The following is a 22678-nucleotide window of genomic DNA, read 5'->3' on the forward strand; positions in this document are numbered from 1 at the left end:
GTCCGGCCGCCCCGACCGCGCCCCGGCCGACCGGTCGTCGGAATCAACTCTTCCACCGCTCCCCGCGGGCAAACGTACGGGACGCGGGACGCACCACGGCTCCGGGGCGCCGGTTCACGGGTCCCGGCGCTCGTTGGGCGAGACCGCCCGGCTCCCCCCGCCGCCGGGCGGACGACCGGCGGCGGGGGGAGCCGGCGAGGGCTCGCCCGCCGCGAGGTGTTCCAGGACCTCCGCCAGTTCCTCGCAGGCGCGGCGCACCGACCGGCGCGTCGCGCGCTGCTCGGTGATGACGGAGGAGAGAAGCAGGGCCGTCAGGGCGGCGGAGCCGTTGAACGCCTGGAGCTTGACCATGATCTCGACGTCCGACAGGTGGAGGAACGCGCCCTTCCCGCCGGTCGCCTCGAAGGTGGTGAGCACGGACGCGAAGAGCGCGCACAGCACGCTCCCGGCGAGCTGGAAGCGGAGCGCCGCCCAGATCAGCAGGGGGAAGACGAGGAAGAGCAGGCTCATCGGGCTGAGCACGGCCGCCGGCACGATGACCAGGACCGCGACACCCAGGCAGACCGCCTCCGCCCAGCGCCGCGTACGGAACCGTCCGATCGCCCCCGCGAACGCGAGCAGGAGCGGGGCGACGAGCAGCACGCCCATCGTGTCACCCGCCCACCAGGCCAGCCAGACGGGCCAGAACTCGCTCCTCTCCAGGGAGCCGGTCGCCACGTGCAGCCCGACCCCCGCCGTCGAGCTGATCAGCATGGCGCCGAAGCCGCCGAGGAAGACCAGGCAGAGCCCGTCCCGCAGCCGCGCCATGTCCAGCCGGAAGCCGACCCGTCTCAGCAGCAGGAAGGCGCACAGCGGCGCGGCGGTGTTGCTCACGACGGTGACCACCGTGGTGAGCCCCGGGGTGGTGAGGGAGGCGATGACGAGGAAGCAACCGAGGGCGATACCGGGCCAGACCCGCACGCCGAGCAGCAGCAGGGCGGCGACGGCGACACCGGTGGGCGGCCAGATCGGGGTGACGACCACCCCTTCGACGACGAGGCGGCCCAGCAGGCCGAGCCGTCCGACCGCGTAGTAGCAGGCGGCCACGGCCAGCGAGGCCAGGACCGCTTCCGTCGAGGGCCGGAACTGCCGAGTAACCAACACACCGGCCATCAGACACCGACCGGGCCGCCCCGGCAGGGCAAGAACCCCCTGCGTGTCGGACGCCGCCGCCCGGAACGTTCCCGGCCCGCTCCCGGCACCGCCACCGGCCGTCACCCGTTCGGCGGCGAGCCGTACGGGGCGACGACCGCAGGAGCGCAGGACCGCGCCCCCTCTTCCCTTCCCTTACTCTCCCTCCCCCGGCCTCCTCTTCGGCCACGCCGTACCGCCGTCGTGCCCGACGACCAGCACGGCGGCGTCGTCCTCGTGCCCCACCGTGCCGGCCAGCTTCATGACGGCGGTGGCGAGCGCGTCGACGTCCAGTCCGGCGACGGCGGTGATCCCGGCGAGACGCACCACCTGGTCCAGGCCGTCGTCGAGGTGGAGCGAGGGCCCCTCCACCACCCCGTCGGTCAGCAGGACGAAGACACCGCCGGTGGTGAGCCGGTGGCACGTGACGGGGTAGTCGACCCCGCGGAGCACCCCGAGCGGGGGCCCGCCCTCGCCGTCGTCGATCCCGGAGCGTCCGTCGGCGGTGGCCCAGATGTGGGGGATGTGACCGGCCCGGGCGCACTCCAGGGTGCCGGCGGCGGGGTCGAGCCGCAGGAAGGTGCAGGTGGCGAAGAGGTCGGCGCCCAGGGAGACCAGCAGGTCGTTGGTGCGGCTGAGCAGTTCCCCCGGGTCCCCGGTGACCGAGGCCAGCGCGCGCAGCCCCACGCGGACCTGCCCCATGAAGGCGGCCGCCTCGATGTTGTGCCCCTGCACGTCACCGATGGACATGCCGATGTGCCCGTCGGGCAGGGTGAAGGCGTCGTACCAGTCACCGCCCACGTTGAGCCCGTGGTTGGCGGGCATGTAGCCGACGGCCAGCCGGACGCCCGGAGGGCTGGGGAGGTCCGGGGGCAGCATGCCGCGCTGCAGGGCGACGGCGAGCTCGACGCGGGAGCGCTGCGTCTCGGCCAGCTCCCTCGCCCGGGCGGTCAGGGACCCGAGTCTGAGCAGCAGTTCGTCGCTGCTGTCGGCCGGCCATCTGCGGAACATCGATCACTCCGGCGTCGCGAGAGTCCCTCGCATCGATTCGCTCCGTTCTCGGCGCACAGGACCATGGGGCCACCTCTACGGGTACAGGACCTTCCCTACTCTGCCCGCAGGAGACGCCGCCCGCACCTCATCCGGCGCCGCCGAGGCGCCCGGGGCCCGGTCAGGGGGACACGGACCCGTCGACCGCGTAGGTCTGGCCGCCGGCGTCCAGGTTGGCCCGTGCCTTGCGGTAGGCGCGGCGGCTGGGCGGGTCGACGCCGGCGTTCTGCTCGTCGCGGCGGGCGGTCAGCGCGGCCAGGGCCTCGCGGGCCTCGGCGGGGGACCAGTCGGGCAGGTCGATCTCGCGGTGCTGCCGGGCCGCCGTCTGGATCGACAGGTAGACGTTGGCGGCGGCGACCGCCTGACTCGCCCGCTGGGGCGCGTTCACCGTGGTGAGGACCGCGCCGAGGCCTGCCGACAGCAGCGCCAGGATGCCGGCGGCGGTCGCGCCGGTGGACTCCACGAGCGCGGTCGTCCCCGCCACGGCGGCGAGCAGGGTCGCGGGAAGGCCGAGTGCCCAGTGCGTCGCCCGCCAGCGCTTGCCCTCCTCGAACTGGCACTGCGCGCTCCACATGGCGCTCTCCTCCAGCCGGCGGAACTCGGCGTCGAGGGCCTGACGACGGCTCGCCCCGCCGTCGGCACCGGGCGCGGAGGCCCCGCCCGACGGGACTTCCGGGGCGGGGGAGGCCGGGTCCGGCGCCGTGTCGGCTGGTGTGGTGTCCACCCGCCCACGGTAGCCGGGCCGGTGGCACCGGCGGGGCGGAATGCCCGTTTCTACGCCGGGAGTTCTTCCTCGTACGCGGCCAGCGCCACGTGCGCGGGATGGCGCGGCGGCAGCCCGTCGACCAGCTCGTGCCAACGGGCCGGCCCGATCCGCTCGTTGGCCCGCAGCGAGGCGAGCAGCTCCGCGGGCGGCACCCGGTCGAGGAAGAGCAGCGGAACCGGCGGCCCGTCCAGGTCCACGTCGAACTGCCCGGTCGGAGCGGGCACGGCGATCCGGCCGTGGAGCACCGGACCGGCATCGTCGAGCAGCATCCAGTACCGCTCGCCCTCCGGAGCTCCGGCCGCCCCGTCCACCGGCCCGAACCGCACGGGCTGGCACGGCGGGCCCTCGGCGGCGTCCACGGCCCGGCCGCCGCCGGCCCCGGACGCCTCCGCCGCGAAGACGTCGATCTCCATCTCGACGGTCACCCGTCCGCCGCGCGTGACGGTCACCTCGGCCTCGACCGGCCCCCGCCCCAGCGACGTGGCCGCCGACCCGTCGTCCTCGCCGTCGGCGGCGCGGAGGACGAAGGCGGAGTCGAGCCGGGCGGTGAGCGCCAGGGCGTCGACCGCGGCCCGGGGCTCCGGGGCGGTCAGCCGGGCGGCGGCCAGCCGCGCGCTGTGGTGGAGCGCCGGGTCCGCGCCGATCCGCAGGGCGAGCCCGGCCAGCGCGGCGCGGGCCGGCGCGGGCAGCCGCTCCGGATCCACCGCCAGCAGCCCGGCGAGCAGGGCGGACGCCTCCCGGCCGAACCAGGGACCGGGGCGTACGGTGCGGAGTCCGGCTTCGAGGACGGACAGCGGCCCGGCGAGCGAGGTGGCGGCCGGGGTGAACCAGTGGCGCAGCTCGCCGTACGGGGCGGTGCGCGGCCCCTGCCCGGCCCCGGGACCGGGCGCGTCGAGGAGGGCCGCCGTCGCACGGGCGGCGGCCTCGACCCGCTGCCACGGCAGGCAGTGGAAGAGGGCCGCCGGGGCGTCGGTCTCCAGGTCGAGCCGGTGCAGCAGGAAGTACCGCAGCTCCAGGCTCTCGCGGGCGAGCCGCTCCACGGTCGCGGGATCGGCGGGGACGTCGGCCCACCGCTCCTCAAGGCGCGCGACGAGCTCCGCGCCGTCCGCCGAGACCTCCACGGGGGCGCCCCGGTCGTCCAGTTCGACCAGGAGGGAGCCGTCCGGCGCGCGCAGGGCGAGCGCTCGTACGGGATCGCCGGCCGTCCGCCGCACGGTCGCGTCGGCGCGGGTCCAGCCGTGGGCGCGGAAGCGCGCGGCCGCCCTCGCGTCGGCGCGCTCGTCGCCGTCGTTGATGGGACCGAGCCGGCCGGGCGCGCCGGGGGCACCGCCCGGCTCGAACCGGGCGACCCAGCCGCTCAGGGGACGGTGCGCGGGGAGGACGTCGGGGCCGGCTCCGGACATCACGCGCCTCCCCCGTCGGCCGGACCGGACCCGAAGGACCCGCCGGACAGCCCCTGCGCGCCGGACCGTTCCCGTACGTCAGGCCGTTCCCGTACGTCGGACCGCTCCCGTACATGGGGCTCTTCCCGTACGTCGGACCACTCCTGTACACCGGGCTCTTCCCCTACGCCGGACCGCTCCCGTACATCGGGCTCTCCCCTTACGTCGGACCGCTCCCGTGCGCCGAGCCGGTCGAGGAGGCCGGACATGGCCGGCCCGTACTCCCGGAGCGACTTCGCCTGGGCGGCCGTCGGCCCGCCCGGCACCCACGCCTTCCACAGCTCCGCGAGCCGCGACCACCCCTCCGGGCCGCCGTCGAGCCGCACGGCGAGGTCCGCGGGCAGAGCGGCGGCCCAGGACCGCAGCGCGGCGGTGTCCAGACCGGGCCGTGCTTCCCAGCGGATGAGGAACTTGGCCGCCCGCAGCAGGAGTTCCGCACAGACGTCGGGCCGTGTCGGGCTCTCCGGCAGGGCGATCCGGAGCGGCGGCGGCGCGGCCCCGCTGCCGTGCCCGAGATCGGCGAGGGCCCACCCGAGGGGATCGAGGACGAGCCGCCGTACGGGGTCGTACAGCAGCGTGTTGACCGTGAGGTCGCGCTGCCGGGCGTCCTGGAGCAGGTCGGTCCCGGTCGCCGGGTACGGCATGCCGGTGAGGCCGAGGCCCCGGTAGTCCAGGGTCCGCCGGCCGCGCCGGACCGCGAGGACGGAGCAGACGAGGGAGCGCGGACTGAAGAGCCGGGGGAGTTCCGCGCTGGCGCCGTCGAGGGCGAGCACCTCGTCGGCCACGGTGCGGAAGACGCCGGCCGGCGCGGTGCCCGTCGTGTCCAGGTCGTGCGTCCCGCCCTCGGCGGCCGGGCCGCCCGCCGCGCCGACGGCGGCTCCGGCCACCAGGTCGCGCGGCACCCCGCCGACCAGCCAGACGCCGTGGCCCTCGGCGTCGAGCCGGTCGAGGAGGGCACCGAGGTAGCCGGGGGCGTCCGGCCCGTACAGCAGCCCTTCGAAGGCGGCGACGAGCCCGGGGGCGAGGGCGTCCGCGTGGTGCACGTTCCCGGCGTCGATCTGCCGGTACGGGGGAGGGCCCGTCCGCTCCAGGGCGGGATGGCGGTCGGGGTCGGCGCTCCGCGCGGGCGGCCCGCTCGCCCGCTCGTCGCCGTCGAGCAGCAACCGGTCCCCGGAGTCGCCACCACCCCCTCCGGCACCGCTCCTTCCGGCGCCACCCGTCCCGGTGCCGTCCGCCCAGGACACGGTCCCGTCGGCATGGCCGAAGCCGAGTACGCGACGGCCGTCCACGAGGTCGCCGGTCATGATCGGCCCGCCGTCCGTCCGCCGGGAGCAGGCCTCGGCCCCCCTCGGCGCCGGTACCGCGGAGCCCGTCGCCGTCCGGTCGCTCATCCCGCCGCCAGGCCGGTCCACAGCGCCTCCCCCTTCGCGTCGATCCGCACCAGGAGCGGGACCATGGCGGGGCCGCCGTTCCACGTGCCGTAGACGACACCGTCGTAATCGACGTTGTCCTCGTCGGGCCGCAGGCCGAGCAGGGCGACGTCGCCGAGCTGCTGCGGCGTACAGGTGATGTCCTGTCCGGGCTGGTCCACGCAACTGCTCAGGGCGGGATACATCAGCCCCTCCGCGCCGTTGCGCCCGGGATGCGTGCGGACGGCGCGCAGGACGGCCGCCGCACCGCCCTCGCCGCGGATCCACTCGTGCACCCCCGGCCGGCAGGTGCCGCACAGGGCGACGAGGCGCTCGGTGTCCCCCCGTACGGCCGCCTCCTCGATCTGCCGGGCCAGCCGGACCACGGCTTCGGGCAGCTTCCCGCCGTGGTCGTCCACGGTCGTCACGGCCGCGCCCGGCGGCTGCGGGGCGGCGGCCGGCGGCCGGGCCGCGGCGCTCTCGGCGGGGGTGAAGACGAAGACGGACACCCCCTTCCCCAGCGGCAGTTCCCGGCCCTCCGAGGTCAGGGTCAGCGTCCCGGTGTGGTAGGCGACGCCGGAAGGCGACCGGGGCAGGCCGGTGGTCGGTACGCTCCCGGTGAGCCTGGCCACGCGCCCGTCCGCGCCGAGCGCGATCCCGAGCATGCCGCTGCCGAGGAAGGTGCGGACCCCGTCCCGCACGTAGTACGAGACGAACCGCTCGGGGGAGAGGACCTGGCAGCTTCCGAACGGCCCGTAGGTGACGGTGAGTCCGTCGCCCGCCCAGGCGAAGGAGGTGAGGGAGCGCTGCCGGTCGCCGATCAGGGCCCGCCGGAAGGCGGCGTCGTCCGGCAGGTGCGGTACGGGCTCCCCGGCGGTGCCGCCGGAGTGGGTGAGCAGGGTCGACCTCGTCCAGCAGGCGCCGCCGCTGTCGGAGGTGCCCCAGGCGAGGGCCTTGCCGTCGGGGGCCCGCAGGGCGTCGGTGAACGTGGAGGGCTTCCCCGGCGGGAGGAGCTCGCGGACCGTGCCGCGCCGGTCGACGGCGGACACCGTGCCCTGGCCCCGGAAGACACCGGGGCCCTCGGGCAGCACGCCGAAGACGACGACGTCGTCGGACCCGCCGGTGGCGAGCCGGGCGTACGTCCCCTTGTTCTTGCCGAGCGGGACGCGACGCGCGCGCTCGGCGGGGTAGCCCGGCGGGAAGAGGGCGAGGGAGGCGCCGTCGACGGCCAGGGTCGCCAGGTCCTCGCCGAGGAAGCCGATGCCGTGGCAGGGACACGCCTCGGAGCGCAGGGTGCCCTTGGCCACGTCGTAGACGTGGAGCTCGCCCGTCCCGCTCTCGTCCTCCTCGTCGAGCCAGGCCAGACGGCGCCCGTCGGGCGACCACACGACCTCGGAGGGCGGGACCGCGCCGGTCGGGGCGGCGCGCCAGGTGCGGCCGGCCGCGTCGGCCAGCATCACGGCCCGCTCCTCCGGCTGGACGAAGGCGAGGACGGGACGGGTGCGGTCCGGCCCGGGACCGGTGACACCGCCGGACGGCCGGGGGCCGGCGGTGTCACCGGTCGCCGTGCAGCCCGCGGCGGCGATCACCCCGGCGAGCAGGAGGAGCACCGACCGGCGCCCGGCCCGGCGCCCGGCCGGCGGACGCGGAGGCGGCGGAGGGAGGAGGCCGGAAAGACGGAAAAGGCGGACACGTGGCACGGCGGCGGCCTCACTTCTTCTCTTCGCACAGATCGGTGTAGTCCTCGGTCGGGCCGACGTGTTCGTTCCACTCCTCGGGCGTGAGCCCCGACCCGGTCCAGCGGCACAGCACCTCGCCCCAGTCGACGGTGCCCACCCGCCACAACTCGACCGGCCCGGGCGGGCGGTCGCCCTCGCGGCCGCGAGAGGTCCGGGTGATCCCGGCCAGCACCTCGCCGTCCGGCGACCAGCGCAGGTGGATGATCCCGTCCGCGCCGGAGACCCGCAGCTCGGGCAGGGCGAGGTCGCCGGTGGCCGTGTCCCGGACGGTGACCCGGTCGGCGTACCCGACCGCGACCCGGCCGCCGTCGGGCGACAGCGCGATCGAGGACGGCGCGTTCACCGCGCCGGTGAGGCGCAGCGGCGCCCCGGTGTCGCGGAGGTCGGCGTCGAGGAGCCGTACGGTGTTGTCCAGACCGAGGAGGGCCACCCGGGAACCGTCCCGGCTCCAGGCGAACCGGTGGACCCCCGGCGCGTCGACCGCCCTGGTGGTGCGGGTGACGAGGTCCACGAGGACGAGACGGGCGTCGTCGGCGCCGGGCCGCTCCAGGGCGAGGGCGAGCGGCCGGCTCTCGTGCAGGGTGAGCCCGAGTCCCTCGCTCGCGCCGAGCGGGATCGTGCCGACCGGCTTCCAGGTGCGGGTGGACCACAGGTACAGGGGCCCGTCGACGTGCCGGGCCACGAGCAGGTCCTCACCCGGTACGAACCCGACGCCGACGGCGATGCGATGGGCGCCGGAGGCGGTGCCCCGGTCGGCGCCGGGCGGTTCGAGACCCTGCAGCAACGTCCCGTCCCTCCGCCACACGACGATCTTGGCGGCCCCGCCGAGCTGCCCGGCCGCGGCCACGTACGCGGGGGAGGAGGCCGCGTCGTTGATGTAGTGGCCCTTCGACCTGTACTCCGTGAGGACCGGGTACTCCGCCGTCGCCGGGTTCCGCTGGTAGGCGAGCGGATCCGGGCGCACCCTGCGCAGCCCGTGGGACAGGTTCCCGCTGACGTCCGTGAGCAGCAGCGATCCGTCCGCGTCGAAGGTGGCGGTGCTCGACGCCTCGCCGGGCAGCATGCCGAGCGGTCCCGGCCGGCGGTCCAGGACGCCGACCCAGCCGTCGCGTCCGGCGGCGACGACGGTGAACAGTTCGCCGACCGCGGCGGCGCCCGCCGCTCCGCCGCGGGGCCGTTCCAGTCCCCGGCTCGAAGCCGCGCTGCCCCCGGTGCCCAGCGGGACGAGGGCGGTGCCGGCGTCACCCGCGACGACCACGCTCCCGTTGTGTTCGATCATGACCTTCGGGGGGTCGGCCAGTCCGCCGACGGGGTAGTCGAGCGGACGCTTCCGCTGCCGGTCCCAGGCGAACACGCCGCGCGGGGTGGCGAGCACCACGAGCTCGTCGTCGGCCCCGACCGCGGAGGCCCGGCCCGGTACGTCCTCGCTCCCGATCTCGGACTCGACCCCGTGGGTGTCCAGGCCGACGGAGACCACCCGGTTCTCGTCGAGGAGCAGGACGGCCCGCTCCTCGCCCGGCAGCCGGCCGGAGTGCCACGGGGCCGGTGCGAGGGCCGCGTCGACGACCCGCCAGCGGGCCCGTGACGAGCCGCCGGGTCCCGCCCTGCGGCAGTCGGACTCCTCGCGCGTGAGCACGTCGAACTGCGCGATCGTGCCGTCGTTGCGCACCTCGACCAGCCGGCCCCCGCGCTCGGTGAACGCGGTCGCCACCCGGTGCGTGTCCGGGCCCGCGCAGCTCGGCTCCGGCAGGGTGGCGATCGGCTCGGGCACGGGGCCCTGCGCCGAGTACAGGCGGATGCCGTCCTCGGCCCCGGCGGCCAGCAGCCCGGCCTCCGGGCTGTACACCAGGCCGCCGACCCGGCCGGGGACCCGGCCCAGCGCCTTGCCGGTCCGCAGGTCCCACGACTTGAGGTACGGGTCGTCCCCGGTGGTGTACACCCGGTGCCGTTCGTCGTCGACGGCGACGCTGTCCACGCTGCCGGGGCTCGCCTTCCAGGCCAGCCGCAGACCGGAGTTGGTCTCCAGGACGTCCCGCATGGCCTGCTCGGCGTTGGGGGTCCCGGGGTCGATCCGCTGCCCGGCCAGCGCGAGGAGCCCGGCCAGCCTGGGTTCCGTGGCGCGCCGCGTCAGGGCCTCGGCGACGAGGTCGGCGGCGAGCGCCCGCCGCTCCCGCTCCCTGCCGCGGTCCCAGAACCAGTACGCCGTCGAGCCGACGACCAGGACCAGGGCGACGAGGACGGCGATGGCCGACGCCCCGGACCGCACGAGGGCGCGCAGGTCCGGGGCACGGGCGGCCTTCGCGGCCTCGGCGACCGTCCCGGCGCCCTTCAGCAGGGCCGCCCGGTCGTCCTCCCACACCTCCCCGGCCTTCGGCAGGTCGTCCTCGGGGAGGACGACGGTCTGGCCGTTGGCGGCGACGCGGAGCTTCTGCTCGTAGCCGCCGACGCCGACCAGCCGGCCCTCGGGGGACCCGTCGACCGCGCCGACCAGCGCGGTCCGCGGGTTGATCCGCCGGACGGCCACGGCGCGTCGGACGCGTCCTCCGCCCTGCTTCCGGACCTCGTCCAGGAGTACGGCGAAGGCGCAGCCCAGGGAGGAGTCGGAGACCATCGCGGTGACGCCCTCGTTGTCGGTGAGCGACCAGAGGACGGTTCCGCGGATCTTGCCGCCCGCCGCCGCCCAGGCGTTCCGCAGGGAGCCGTGGAACTTCTCCTCGGCGCGGAAACCCGACATGGTCCGGGGGTCCGGGACGAGCGCGGGCGGCCCCTCCGGCAGCACCGCCACGCCCAGCGTGCCGCGCACCCCGGTGTTCCCGCCGTCGAAGAGCACGCCCGCCGACGCCACGGGCCGGAGTCCGGGCAGGGCCCCGTCGAGCGTCAGCAGCCGGAGCAGTACGGGCAGCGCCAGGTCCCGGTCCTCCGCGCCGAGTCCCTCGACCAGGCGCCGGATCCGCGCCGGGTGTCCGGCCGCCGCACCCGGGCCGGGACCGGACAGCACGCGGTCGAGCAGCGCGGACGCCGAGCCGTCGGCGGACGGCAGCACCGTCCAGGAGTGCCGCAGCCAGCGCACACCGACGGCCAGTTCCTCCGGGGCGCGGTCGGCGTCGTCCACCAGGGCGAGCCCCATCGCGGCGGAGGCCCGCAGCGCCTGGGAGAGGCCCGGTTCCGACTCCCTCGCCGGACGGTACGGAGGATGGTCCGCCAGGGCGAGGACGCCGGTCCGGGCCGCCGCCCGGGGCGTCAGGAGCGCGTGCACCTGGGTCCGTCCGTCCCGCAGGACGCGGAGGGCGGCCACGTCTTCGGCGGCCACCCGCGCGCACAGGTACGCGAGCGCGGGCTGCGAGGCCGAGAGCAGCTCCTGCCGGGCCCGGGCCCGTTCGTTGCCGAGGGGCAGCCTCGGCCCGTCGAGTAAGGCGCCGACGTCCAGCGCCGCGGACGGCCCGTCAGCCATCGTCATTCCCCCTCGCGCACGACCGGCGAAGTGGTGCCATCGCCGGACCAGGAGGACATAGTGGCACCTGGAGCGCCCGCGCACAGGCGAGTCGGCATCTTGCGGGGGTTCCCTCGACCGGACCGGACCGGACCGGACAGGACAGGGCAGGGCAGGACAGGGTCGGACAGGACGGGACAGGGCCGGCCGGCCGGCCGCGTCGGCGGCGCGACGCGTGATCAGGCCGGCTCGCGGACCACCGGTTCGTCCGGGAGGCCGACCGGCTTCCCGGGCCCGCCCTCGACGAGCCCGGGGAGGGGGGTGGACCGCGGCGACGACCGGATCGGCCGGGCCGCGTACGGAGGCGAGTGCCGGCGCGGTGTACGCGGCGGCCCCGATGGCGTCGAAGCCGACGACGGCCGCGCTCCCGGGCATCCGCCGACCCGCCTGGCGCAGGGCCCTCAGGGCCCCGGCCCCTCAGGCTCGGGGCCGATCGAGCGCCTGCTCCACCGCCGTGTAGGTGACCCCGTGGTCCGCCAGGGCCTCGGAGACGATCCCGGGGCGGGCCGTCAGGGCCAGGAGCAGGTGCTCGTCACCGATCTCCTTCTCCCGCCGGCCGAGGCAGACGCGCAGCGACTGTTCGAGGACCTTCTTGCTCTCCCGGGTGAAGGGCCGCCGCTTCGGACTCCGGGACCGGATGTCGGACCCGGCGGCGAGCGCGCCCGGGCCGTGGGTCTCCTCGACCCGGGCGACGATCCGCGCCACGTCGATGCCGAGATCCGCCAGCGCGTCCACCTCGACCGCCGAGAGGCCGCCCCTGCGGCGGGCCGCCGCGAGCGCGGCCTCCAGCGACGCGCGCCGCTCCGTCGCCCCCAGCGCCCGCAGCGCGAGGGCCGCCCCGGTGTCCTCCGCGTCGAGCAGTGCCAGCAGGAGGTGCTCCTCCGTGACCGCGGGCGCGCCCTCGCGCCCGGCCACCGCCACGGCCCCGGTCACCACCGCCCGGGCCCCCTTCGTGAACCTCTCGAACATCAATGCCTCCCGTGCTTCTTGTGGACGGCCTGGCGGCTCACGCCCAGTTCGGCCGCGATCTCCTGCCACGACCAGCCCCGGGCGCGCGCGCTGCGCACCTGAACGGCTTCCAGCTGTTCCAGAAGGCGCCGCAGCGCGGCGACGGCACGCAGTCCCACCCGTGGATCGCGGTCGCCGGCCTGCTCGGCGAGATCGGTTGCGTCGGTCATGGTGTCAACTTACATTGACATCCCGGTTGCGTCAACCAAAGTTGACGCGGGCGGGGCGGGGGGCCGTACGGGGGAGTCGTGGGCCGCCCGTCACGCGCCCTCGCGCAGCCCCCACGGCGACCCGTACTCCGTGAGCAGGTCGAGGAAGGGGCGGGGCGGGAAGGCCTCCGGGCCGAGGATGCCGGTACCGCGCCAGGCACCGGTGGAGAGGAGTTCCAGGGCGACCACCGGGTTGATCGCGGTCTGCCAGACGACGGCCTGGGAGCCGTACTCCCGCATCGACCACCGGTTGTCGACCACGTGGTAGAGGTACACCTCCCGCGGCGCACCGTCCTTGGTGCCCCTGACCCAGGTGCCGGCACAGGTCTTGCCGGTCATCCGGTCGCCCAGGCTCGCCGGGTCGGGCAGGCAGGCGGCGACGACGTCACGCGGGGAGACCCGTACGGGGCCGTCCGCGCCGGGCACCGTGACCTCGGCCGTGGAGTCCAGCCCCAGCTCGTGGAGCGTCTTCAGCTTGGCGATGAAGTCGTCACCGAGCCCGTACTTGAAGGTGACGCGGCGCGCCTCCACCCAGCGCGGGATCAGCAGCACCTCCTCGTGCTCGACGTTGACGCACTCCACCGGCCCGATGCCCTCGGGGAAGTCGAAGACCTCGGGCTCGCTGAAGGGCGCGCTGGTGAACCAGCCCCGGTCCTTCTCGTAGATCACGGGCGGGTTGAGGCACTCCTCGATCGTCGTCCAGATGCTGAAGGACGGGGCGAAGCCGTACCCCTCGACGGTGAGGTTCGCCCCGTCGCGGACGCCGATCTCCTCGATCCCGTCGAAGAGCTCGTCGGCGGCGTACCGGGCGAAGACGTCGGAGAGGCCGGGTTCCACGCCCATGCCGACCAGCGCGAGACGGCCCGCCCCCTCCCACTGCCCGGCCAGCTCGAACTGCTCGTCACCGAGCTTGACGCCGCACTCCTCGTACGGGCGCTCCGGATGCGGCACCGACAGGGACATCGCCATGTCCACGTAGTGAGCGCCGGCGTCCAGGGCGGCCCGGAACAGGGGCATCACGAACCGCGGGTCGGTGGCGTTCAGGAGCACGTCGCAGTCCTGCTCGGTGAGGGCCCGGCCCACCGCCTCCCGGTCCGAGGCGTCGAGCCGCAGCGCGCTGAACCGACCACCGCCCCGCTCACCCCGCTCACCCCACTCGCCCAGCGAGGCGACGGCGGCCTCGGCGCGGGCCGGGTCGTAGTCGGCGACCACCATGTGGCTGAGGAACCCCCTGCGGGCCGCGATACGGGTGATGGCGGTACCGACGCCGCCCGCACCCACGAGAAGTACTCGCACGTCATCCACCTTCCGTCCGGGAGGCGAACGCCTCCGGCACAGCCGGTGCAACGGTATGCGGCGGGCCGAGGACGACGGCGTCGGCGCGAGCGGGCGTGTCGTGCCGCGCCCTGTCCCGGGGGCGGCGGACCCGGAAGCCCCCGCGCCCCGGTCAGACGCCGCCCGTGCGTTCCGGATCGTCCAGCGGGGTGTCCACCCGCAGCCAGCGGTAGCCGTACGGTGCCAGCTCGACGCCGACACGGCCGCCGGCCGCCGCCTCGACCACGTCCCCGGTGAACATGTCGGTGAGCCGGCGGCCGCCCTCCAGGCCCGGCACGGTCGTGGCCGCGGCGACCCGCCGGTCCGAGAAGTTGTGCAGCGCCAGCACCGCCCCCTCCGGAAGCGAACTGAAGTGGGCCAGGACGCCGGGGTCGTCCGCGTCGAGCACATCGGTCCGGCCCCAGGCGAGTTCGGGGGCCTCGCGGTACCGCTCGACCAGCGACCGCACGCGGCTGAGGAGCGAATCCGGGTCGCCCGCCTGGTCGCGCACGTTCACCCGCTCCGGCCCGTACGCGCCCTCGGTCATCGGATTGGGGAAGTCGCCGCCCGGCGCGGTGGAGAACCCGGCGCCCTCGTCCGCCGTCCACTGCATGGGGGTGCGGACGGCCTGCCGGCCCTCGGCGGCCAGGTTCTCGCCCATCCCGATCTCCTCGCCGTAGAAGAGCACGGGCGTGCCGGGCAGGGTGAACAGCAGACTGTAGGCCAGCTCCACGCGGCGCCGGTCGCCGCCGACCATCGGGGGCAGCCTGCGGCGCAGCCCCCGGCCGTACAGGCGCATGTCCTCGTCCGGGCCGAAGGCCGCGAACACCTCGGCGCGCTCGCCGTCGTCCAGCTTGTCGAGCGTCAGCTCGTCGTGGTTGCGGACGAAGGTCGCCCAGTGCCCGTCGCGCGGGGCCTCCGGACGCTCGCGCAGGGCCGCCGCCAGCGGCCCGGCCTCCCCGCGGGCGAAGGACAGGTACATCTTCTGCATGCCGATGAAGTCGAAGCACATGTCGAGTTCCTCGCACCGGCCGGCCTCCGGATCGCCGAAGAACCTCATGGTGTCGGGATAGGGCAGGTTGACCTCGCCGAGCAGGACCGCCTCGCCGTTGCGGCGCCCGAGGAAGGACCGCAGATCGGCCAGGTAGTCGTGCGGATCGGGCAACTGTCCCGCGTCCTCCTGGCCGTCGGTCTCCAGGAGGAAGGGGACAGCGTCGACGCGGAAGCCGGAGAGCCCGAGCTGCGTCCAGAAGCCCATGATGCGGGCTATCTCGTCCCGTACCGCGGGATTGGCCACGTTGAGGTCGGGCTGCTGCCGGTAGAAGCGGTGCAGGTAGTACTGCCCGGTCTCCTCGTCGTACTCCCACGGGCTCTGCTCGGCGTCGGGGAAGACGACGCCCTTCGGCCCGTCCTCGGGCGGCTCGTCGCACCAGACGTACCAGTCGCGGCGGGCGGACGTACGGCTGGAGCGGGACTCCCGGAACCACGGGTGCCGGTCGGAGGTGTGGTTCACCACCAGGTCGGCGATGACACGGATGCCCCGGTCGCGGGCGGTCCGCACGAACTCGGTGAAGTCCCCGAGGGTGCCGAGGCGCGGGTCGACGCCGTAGAAATCGGTGATGTCGTAGCCGTCGTCCCTTTCCGCGGTCGGATAGAACGGCATCAGCCACACGCAGGTGACGCCGAGCCGGACGAGGTGGTCGATCCGCTGGATCAGGCCCGCGAAGTCCCCGATCCCGTCCCCGTCGCCGTCCTGGTACGTCTCGACGTCCAGGCAGTACACGACCGCGTTCTTCCACCACAGGTCGGAGGTCCGGGTCAGCCTCATCGGACGTCCTCCGCGCGCACGGGCCCCGCCGGAGCCGCGTCGAGCCGGGGCAGCACCTTCTCCCCGAACGCGTCGACGAACGCGCTCTGCTCAGGGCCGACGTGGTGCAGCATGACCGTGTCGAAGCCGAGATCGGCGTACTCCTGGAGCCAGGCCGCGTGCTGCCCCAGGTCGGCCGAGACGTTGACCGCCTCCGCGACCCGCTCCGGCGTCACGTGCTCACTTGCCTGGTCGAACAGCTCGGCCGTGTCCAGGTCCCAACTCACCGGCGGACCGTGCACGTTGGTGCGCCACTGGTCGTGCGCGACGGCGAGCGCGGTGTCCGGGTCCGGGTCCCAGCTCAGATGGACCTGGAGGTGCAGCCGGCCCGCGCCCCCGGCGGAGCGGTAGGCGTCCACGATCCGGCGCAGCCGCTCGTGCGGGGCGTTGACGGTGATGAGCCCGTCGGCCCAGTCGGCGCACCAGGCCGCGGTGGCCTCGCTGCACGCCGCGCCGATCAGCGGCGGCACCGTCTCCGGGAGCGTCCAGAGGCGGGCGCGGTCCACGGTCACCAGACCGTCGTGGCTCACCTCCTCGCCGCGCAGCAGCGCCCGGATGACGTCGACGCACTCGCGCAGCCGCGCGTTGCGCACGTCCTTGCGCGGCCAGCGGTCGCCGGTGATGTGCTCGTTGGACGCCTCGCCGCTGCCCAGGGCCGCCCAGAAGCGGCCCGGGTACATGGCGGCGAGGGTGCCGACGGCCTGGGCGACGATCGCGGGGTGGTAGCGCTGCCCGGGCGCGTTGACGACGCCGAAGGGGATGCGGTCGGTGGCCTGGAGGGCGGAGCCGAGCCAGGACCACGCGAAGCCGGACTCGCCCTGCCGGACGCTCCAGGGCGAGAAGTGGTCCGAGCACATGGCGGCGCCGAAGCCGGCCTCCTCCGCGCGGACGGCCGCGGCCAGGAGGTCCGCGGGCGGCACCTGCTCGTGCGAGGCGTGGAATCCGTAGACGGTCATGGGCCGCGTGTACCCCGGGGTGCGGGGAACAGACGGCGCGTTCCGCGAGGTGACGGCACCTCACCCGACCCGCCGGTGCACCCTCGCCTCCCAGGGCGCGAGGACCGTGCGTCCGTCCTCCGCCGGAAGGGACGGCCCGTTGCCCAGGACGAGTTCGGCACCCTCCCACCCACCGGGAAGGTCCACCGCCACGGTGTCGCCCGTGAAGTTGCCGACGACGAGCAGCGTGGTCCCCTCGTGGTGACGGGTGAAGGCGTACACGCGCTCGTCGTCGGGCAGCAGCATGGTGAAGTCGCCGTGCACGACCGCCGGTTCGGCGTGGCGCAGGGCGATGAGCCGCCGGTAGTGGTGGAAGACGGAGCCGGGGTCCGCACGGGCCGCGGCGGCGTTGACCTCGGTGTGGTCCGGGTTGACCGGGAGCCAGGGGGTGCCCGTGGTGAAGCCGGCCCCCGGGGAGGCGTCCCACTGCATGGGCGTACGGGCGTTGTCCCGTCCCATGGCGCGCAGCCCGGGCAGGACGTCCTCGGGCGCCGCCCCCGCGCGCAGCGCCTGTGCGTAGTGGTTGAGGGACTCGATGTCCCGGAAGTCCTCGATGGTGCGCAGGGGAGCGTTGGCCATCCCCAGTTCCTCCCCCTGGTAGACGTAGGGGGTGCCGCGGTGCAGGTGCAGCACCGTGGCCAGCATGGTCGCGGACCGCGTCCGGTGCCGGGGGCCGTCGTCGCCGAACCGGGAGACCACGCGGGGCTGGTCGTGGTTGTTCCAGTACAGGCTGTTCCAGCCGACGTCCGCGAGGCCGGCCTGCCAGCGGCCCAGGGACGCCTTCAGGTCGGTCAGCCGCAGCGGCCGCGGATCGAACTTGTGGGCGCCGTGGTCGAGTCCGACGTGCTCGAACTGGAACACCATGTCGAGCTCGGCCCGGTCAGGGTCGGTGAACAGCCGGGCCTGCTCGACGGTCACGCCGGGCATCTCCCCGACGGTCAGCAGCCGGCCGGGGTGGCGGGCCATGACCTCCTGGTGCATCTCCCGGAGGTAGTCGTGGATGCGCGGACCGCAGACGTAGGAGGGCGACCCGTCGCCGTACGGGCCGTCACCGCGCAGTTCCCCGTCGGGCAGCGCCGGGTCCTTGGAGACGAGATTGATCACGTCCATCCGGAAGCCGTCCACGCCCCGATCCAGCCACCACCGCATCATCGCGTACACGGCCTCGCGCACCTCGGGGTTCTCCCAGTTGAGGTCGGGCTGCTTCGGCGAGAACAGGTGCAGGTAGTACGCGTCGCTCGCGGGGTCGCGCGTCCAGGCCGGGCCGGAGAAGAACGAACCCCAGTTGTTGGGCTCCCGGCCGTCGCGCGGCGACCGCCACCAGTACCAGTCCCGCTTGGGGCTCCCGGGGTCCCGCGACTCCCGGAACCAGGGATGCTCGTCGGAGGTGTGGTTGACGACCAGGTCCATGATCAGCTTCATGCCGCGCCCGTGCACCGCCGCGAGCAGGCGGTCGAAGGCCGCGAGATCCCCGAAGACGGGATCGATGCCCTGGTAATCGCTGATGTCGTAGCCGTTGTCGTCCTGCGGCGACGGATAGACGGGCGAGAGCCACAGCACGTCCACGCCGAGCTCCGCGAGATGGTCCAGGCGGCCGGTGATGCCGTCCAGGTCACCGATGCCGTCGCCGTCGGAGTCGGCGAAGCTGCGGGGATAGATCTGGTAGACGACCGCGGACCTCCACCACGCGTCGTCCTTCCTTGTCACGGTGCCGGGCGTCATCGGCGGTCTCCTCCGGGCGTCGGTGCTACGGGTACGGGCCACGGGTTTCCCTTTCCCCGGTACGGCGGCCGAACCGCTCGTGGGCCGGGGCCGGGGCCGTGCACGAGCACAGAACCGGTTGCCGTCCTCCGTCACGGCCCGAGCACGTACGACGTCGGCGTGGCGGAGGGTGAGGCCGAGGGTGAGGGTGAGGGCGAGACCGAGGGTGAGGGTGAGACCGAGGGTGAGGGTGTGGCCGAGGGTGAGGGTGTGGCCGAGGGGGGAGAGGACGGCCGCCGCACCTCCCCGTCACGCGCTCCGGACGACCACGTACGACCCCTGCGCTCCGCATGTCCCGTGATCACCTCGCGGAGGCCTTCCGCTCCGGGGTCGACGCGGAGGGCACCGCGTTGGCGAGAAGGACACAGACGCCCGCGGCTGCCGCGAGCCCCAGCGCTCCCGGCCCCACGAAGGCGGGCACGTCGTCGGTCGTGTCACTCCCACCGCCCTGCCGCAGACAGACGTACCGCGGCGGCAGGTACTCGACCCGATGGCCTACGACGTCCGCCGCCCGGGGCGCGTCCGCCGTACGGCAGGGCTGGACGGGAAAGGCGTCGGCGCCACTGTCCTCGGTGACGAGCACCGCCAGGCCGAGGTTCAGCAGCCCCCACCCGTACACGGCCGCGGCGGCCGCGCCCGTCAGCGCGGCCGCGCACTTCAACCGGGTCTGCCGGTCGGCCCGGCGCACCCCGACCTGCCCGAGACGACCGAAACCGTATCCGGCGAGCCCGAAGCACACGAGAGCCAGGACGACGAGGAGCACAAGTATCACCATGAGGTGATCCCATCAGCAGGCGCCCCCCAAAGCCACACCGAAGCCCGCGATCCCGTTTTCAGGCCGCCGAGGCGCAGACCGGGGTTCTCACCGGGTGGCGCTCCGCCCCCCTCGCTCCCTCTGCTTCCACGCCTCGACGATGGCGATCGGGATGCGCCCGCGTTCGGGCAGGTCGTACCCGTTGGCGTTGGCCCAGTCTCTGATGACGCGTGTACGGACGGGCGCCTCGAAAGCCGTGACCGGTGCACTGCCTCGGAGAGGCGAAGAAGGGTCTGTGCTCAAGGAGATCTCCGGGTGGCAGGGGGAACGTTCATGCCCCTCGCCGGCAACACCGGCGAGGGGGACCCAGGGGATGCCTTTCGGGCCGGGCGGTGACCGCCCGGCACCCCACCCCACGCCCCGTCAGTTGCCGGGGAAGGAGAAGTAGAGCGCCTCGCTGTAGAAGGACGCGAAGTGGCTCTGCCAGTCGTTTCGGACCGCGGCCAGCCAGTGGTCGTTCCGGCCGGCGATCGCCGCCTCCGCCCGGGCGACGGCGTCGGGGATGTCCGCGGACACCAGACGCCGCACGCTCTCCACCGGATCGTCGTCCGTCATCGAGACGATCTCCCCGGTCTCCAGGACGAAGTGCTTCGCCTGCTGCTTCTCCAGGTGCGCCGTGGTCCTGGCGACGCACTCGGCGAACTCGGCATCGCCCTCCAGGCCCTTGCCGACCGCACCCAGGAGGTCCAGGAGCAGGGCCGCCCCGCCGGCGTAGTCCGCGGCGATGCCGATCGGAGGGTTCCAGATCATGGACGGGACGATCGTCGTCCCGCGTCCCACCATGAGCTTGTGCGCGAGCGGAATGTCCCAGTTGTGCTCGGATATGCAACGGATCCCCTGGGGGATCTCCGTCTCGTTCGGCATCGAGTCAGCGGAATAGAGATATGAACGGTTCGCCATGACGGCGACGTTAACACCGGGGACCGACAACGCCGGTGCCAACGGATCGGGCCCGGTCGCCCCGCCCCGCACCACCCGCTTCCGCGCCCCCGACCTGCCGCTCCGTCACGGAGAAGTCAGAACAACCGGACAGCCGGACAGCCGGACAGCCGGACAGCCGGACAGCCGGACAACCGTTACCGTGGAACCTCGTTCCATCGAGACAGGACCCGCAAGGCGTCGGCGGAACCCGGACCGTTCGGGGTGTAGACCTCAAGGCGGTGGTCAGGGCTGTCGGGCTGCAGCCAGACCTGGTAGTCGACGCTCAGCGCGCCCACGGTCGTGTGCCGCATGCGCATGGTCCCCGTAGTGCAGTCCGCCACGTCCCGGTTCGCCCACAGCGCCGAGAAGTCGTCGCTGCGCATGGTGAGTTCGCCGATCAGCTCCGCCAGGCGCGCGTCGGTGGGGTAGCGGCCGGCGGTCAGCCGGAGGTACGCCACGTGGGCGCGGGCGAGCGCGTGCCAGTTGCCGTACAGATCACGCGTCACCGGGTCGAGGAAGAACATCCGGGGGATCGACGGACGGCGCTCCGGATCGTCCGGTGTCTCGAAGGCGATGTGCTCGGCGTGCAGGGCGTGCCCGCTGCGGTTCCACGCGAGCACGTCCCCGCGACGCCCCAGGACGATCGCCGGCGTCGCCTCGCCCAGGGAGTCCAGAAGTGCGAGGACGCGCTTGTGGGGCTCCTCCGCCGGAGGCTCGGCGAGCCGCGGCGTCGACGAGTGCCTGGCGAGGTTGTGCAAGTGCGCGGTCTCGTCCGCGTCGAGCCGCAGCACCCTGGCGAGCGCGTCGAGCACCTGTCCCGAAGCCGTCTCCGCCTGCCCCTGCTCCAGCCGCGTGTAGTAGCCGGCACTCACTCCGGCGAGCTGGGCGAGTTCCTCCCGCCGCAGCCCGGGGACACGACGCCCGTTCCCGTGGGCGCGCAGCCCGACCTCGTCCGGCGTGACCCGGTCACGCCGGCTCTTCAAGAACGCTCCGAGGCTCTCCACGACCGCAAGCGTAAGCCGATCGCCTCCGCCGCCGGGTATACCTGCCGGGTGTACCCACGGCAGGGGACTGGCTGCCGGCCGGCCGACGACCGACGGTCGAGGCATGTCGGAACAACACACACCCGAACGGCACACACCCGAACGGCACGCACCCCGCACCCCCTCCGGCCCGAGCGCCTGGCTGGGACTCCTCGTCGTGCTCGGCCCCGTCCTGCTGGTCTCCATGGACGGTTCCATCCTGTACCTGGCGATGCCCCGGGTCAGCCAGGACCTCACCCCCACGGCCGACCAGGCCCTGTGGACCCTGGACGTCTACGGCTTCGCGGTCGGCTCGCTGCTGATCGCGTTCGGCACCGTCGGTGACCGGTACGGCCGTCTGAAGCTCCTGACGATCGGAGCGACCGTCTTCGGCCTCGCGTCCGCGGCGTCCGCCTTCGCCCCGAGTCCGGAACTCCTCATCGCGTCCCGCGCGCTGATGGGCGTGGCCGGAGCGACCCTCCTGCCGTCGGCCCTGGCCGTGCTGAGCGAGCTGTTCACCGACCCGCGGCGCCGGGCGCAGGCCATCGGCGTCTTCGCTGCGGCCTTCGCGGCGGGGTTCGCCATCGGCCCGGTCGTGGGCGGCTTCCTCCTCGAACGCTTCTGGTGGGGCTCGGTCTTCCTGATCAACCTGCCCGTCATCGCCCTCTTCCTCGTCTTCGCGCCCGTCCTGCTCCGCGAGGTCGGCACGACCCGCCCCGGCCGCGTGGACGCCCTCAGCGTCGCGGCCTCCTCCATCGGCCTCCTGGCCCTCGTGTACGGCCTCAAGCACGCCGCCGCCGAAGGACCCTCGCCGCTCTCCGTCCTCGTGGGACCGGGCGGCCTGGTGCTCCTCACCCTGTTCGTGCGCCGGCAGCGGCACCTGGAGCACCCGTTGGTGGACTTCTCGCTCTTCCGCGACCGGGTCTTCACCATCGCGATCGTCACGGGCCTGCTGCCCCTGGCGGCCTGGTCGGCGACCGCCTACCTGTCGGGCGTCTACCTCCAGTCCGTCCTCGGCCTGCCCGTCCTGCGGGCGGCGCTTCTGGCCCTGCCCGGCGCGGTGGTCCTCATCGTGTCCTGCGTCGTCACACCCCTGGTGGTCGACCGCGTCGGCAAGCGGGCGATCCTCCTCGTCTGCCACTTCTCCATCGCGGCGGGGCTGCTGTTCCTGCTCCCCACCGCCGTCACCGGCGGGATCGGCTGGTACGTCGCCTCCACGTCCGTCGCGGGCCTGGGCTACGGCATCTCCTTCAGTGTCGTCGCCGACACCGCGGTCGGCGCCGTCCCGGCCGAGCGGGCCGGTGCGGCCGGTGCGATCGCCGAGACCGGCAACGAGATCGGCAACGCCCTCGGCATCGCGCTCATCGGCTCCCTCGCCGCGCTCCTCTTCCGGCTCCAGGGCCCCGGCCTGGCTCCCACGCTCGACGAGACCCTGCAACTCCCCGGCCTCGCGGCCACGGTGGTCACGGACGCGAAGTCGGCCTTCGTCACCGGCCTGCACGCCGCCGTGACGGTGGCCGCCTTCCTGCACCTCGTACTCGGACTCCTGGCCCTCCGCTGGCTGCCCGGAACCGGGAAGGAGGAGCGGGCCCGGACCGTGTTCCCCGGGGAGGGGACGGAGTACGCGAGGAGCGCATCCCGCTGACGGCACGGAGGCAGGCGTCCGGCCCCCTCGGCCCCCGAACGCCCCTCGGGAAGAAG

Annotated in this window: 18 protein-coding genes; 1 reads left to right on the top strand and 17 read right to left on the bottom strand. The window is 74.3% G+C overall.

All coding sequences use genetic code 11. The annotated features are described in order from the left end of the window. Positions 1-114: 114 nt before the first annotated feature. The 17 genes from OO47_RS17115 to OO47_RS17190 form a co-directional block, all read right to left on the bottom strand. Positions 115-1152 (bottom strand): MASE1 domain-containing protein, encoded by a 1038-nt coding sequence (locus OO47_RS17115; RefSeq protein ID WP_051716189.1) that lies wholly within the window; start codon positions 1150-1152, stop codon positions 115-117. A gap of 174 nt (positions 1153-1326) precedes the next feature. Next, on the bottom strand, positions 1327-2181 hold the full coding sequence (locus OO47_RS17120; RefSeq protein WP_030217561.1) for a PP2C family protein-serine/threonine phosphatase: 855 nt from the start codon (positions 2179-2181) through the stop codon (positions 1327-1329). A gap of 160 nt (positions 2182-2341) precedes the next feature. Then, the gene (locus OO47_RS17125) at positions 2342-2944 is read right to left on the bottom strand and encodes an SLATT domain-containing protein (protein WP_234323211.1); all 603 of its coding nucleotides are present in this window, start codon (positions 2942-2944) and stop codon (positions 2342-2344) included. A 50-nt stretch (positions 2945-2994) separates the two neighbouring features. Further along, complete coding sequence (locus OO47_RS17130) at positions 2995-4389, bottom strand: hypothetical protein (protein WP_030217567.1); 1395 nt, start codon at positions 4387-4389, stop codon at positions 2995-2997. Next, complete coding sequence (locus OO47_RS17135; protein ID WP_158708666.1) at positions 4389-5732, bottom strand: tRNA nucleotidyltransferase/poly(A) polymerase family protein; 1344 nt, start codon at positions 5730-5732, stop codon at positions 4389-4391. Before OO47_RS17135 ends, OO47_RS17130 begins: the two co-directional genes overlap by 1 nt. 83 nt (positions 5733-5815) lie before the next feature. After that, the gene (locus tag OO47_RS17140; protein WP_030217572.1) at positions 5816-7447 is read right to left on the bottom strand and encodes a TolB-like translocation protein; all 1632 of its coding nucleotides are present in this window, start codon (positions 7445-7447) and stop codon (positions 5816-5818) included. A 100-nt stretch (positions 7448-7547) separates the two neighbouring features. Further along, the gene (locus tag OO47_RS17145) at positions 7548-11027 is read right to left on the bottom strand and encodes a WD40 repeat domain-containing protein (RefSeq protein WP_030217575.1); all 3480 of its coding nucleotides are present in this window, start codon (positions 11025-11027) and stop codon (positions 7548-7550) included. 456 nt (positions 11028-11483) lie between these two features. Continuing rightward, positions 11484-12035 (bottom strand): Clp protease N-terminal domain-containing protein, encoded by a 552-nt coding sequence (locus OO47_RS17150; protein WP_030217581.1) that lies wholly within the window; start codon positions 12033-12035, stop codon positions 11484-11486. Then, complete coding sequence (locus OO47_RS17155) at positions 12035-12244, bottom strand: helix-turn-helix domain-containing protein (RefSeq protein ID WP_030217583.1); 210 nt, start codon at positions 12242-12244, stop codon at positions 12035-12037. Before OO47_RS17155 ends, OO47_RS17150 begins: the two co-directional genes overlap by 1 nt. Before the next feature lie 90 nt (positions 12245-12334). Then, positions 12335-13579: a saccharopine dehydrogenase family protein gene (locus OO47_RS17160; protein WP_030217584.1), complete on the bottom strand. Its 1245-nt coding sequence runs from the start codon at positions 13577-13579 to the stop codon at positions 12335-12337. A gap of 151 nt (positions 13580-13730) precedes the next feature. Continuing rightward, positions 13731-15425: an alpha-amylase family protein gene (locus OO47_RS17165; RefSeq protein WP_030217585.1), complete on the bottom strand. Its 1695-nt coding sequence runs from the start codon at positions 15423-15425 to the stop codon at positions 13731-13733. Continuing rightward, positions 15422-16420, bottom strand: coding sequence for a TIGR03885 family FMN-dependent LLM class oxidoreductase (locus OO47_RS17170; protein WP_051716190.1), 999 nt, complete (start codon positions 16418-16420; stop codon positions 15422-15424). The genes OO47_RS17165 and OO47_RS17170 overlap by 4 nt, the downstream gene beginning before the upstream one ends. A gap of 60 nt (positions 16421-16480) precedes the next feature. Then, positions 16481-18181, bottom strand: a complete 1701-nt coding sequence (locus tag OO47_RS17175) for a glycoside hydrolase family 13 protein (RefSeq protein ID WP_030217589.1) — start codon at positions 18179-18181, stop codon at positions 16481-16483. 340 nt (positions 18182-18521) lie between these two features. Continuing rightward, a complete protein-coding gene (locus OO47_RS17180; RefSeq protein WP_030217592.1) occupies positions 18522-18995 on the bottom strand; it encodes a hypothetical protein in 474 nt (157 codons plus the stop codon). 87 nt (positions 18996-19082) lie between these two features. Beyond that, the gene (locus OO47_RS38445; RefSeq protein ID WP_078489699.1) at positions 19083-19391 is read right to left on the bottom strand and encodes an Lsr2 family DNA-binding protein; all 309 of its coding nucleotides are present in this window, start codon (positions 19389-19391) and stop codon (positions 19083-19085) included. 6 nt (positions 19392-19397) lie between these two features. Further along, complete coding sequence (locus OO47_RS17185) at positions 19398-19898, bottom strand: DUF7822 domain-containing protein (RefSeq protein WP_234323212.1); 501 nt, start codon at positions 19896-19898, stop codon at positions 19398-19400. 212 nt (positions 19899-20110) lie between these two features. Beyond that, entirely contained in the window at positions 20111-20959 is an 849-nt protein-coding gene (locus OO47_RS17190) for a helix-turn-helix transcriptional regulator (protein ID WP_030217599.1), read from the bottom strand. Positions 20960-21062: 103 nt separating this feature from the next. Here OO47_RS17190 and OO47_RS17195 point away from each other — a divergent pair, with 103 nt between their 5' ends. Next, a complete protein-coding gene (locus OO47_RS17195) occupies positions 21063-22622 on the top strand; it encodes an MFS transporter (protein WP_078489700.1) in 1560 nt (519 codons plus the stop codon). Positions 22623-22678 lie beyond the last annotated feature (56 nt).

This window comes from Streptomyces bikiniensis (genome assembly GCF_000716625.1).
Classification (GTDB): domain Bacteria; phylum Actinomycetota; class Actinomycetes; order Streptomycetales; family Streptomycetaceae; genus Streptomyces; species Streptomyces bikiniensis.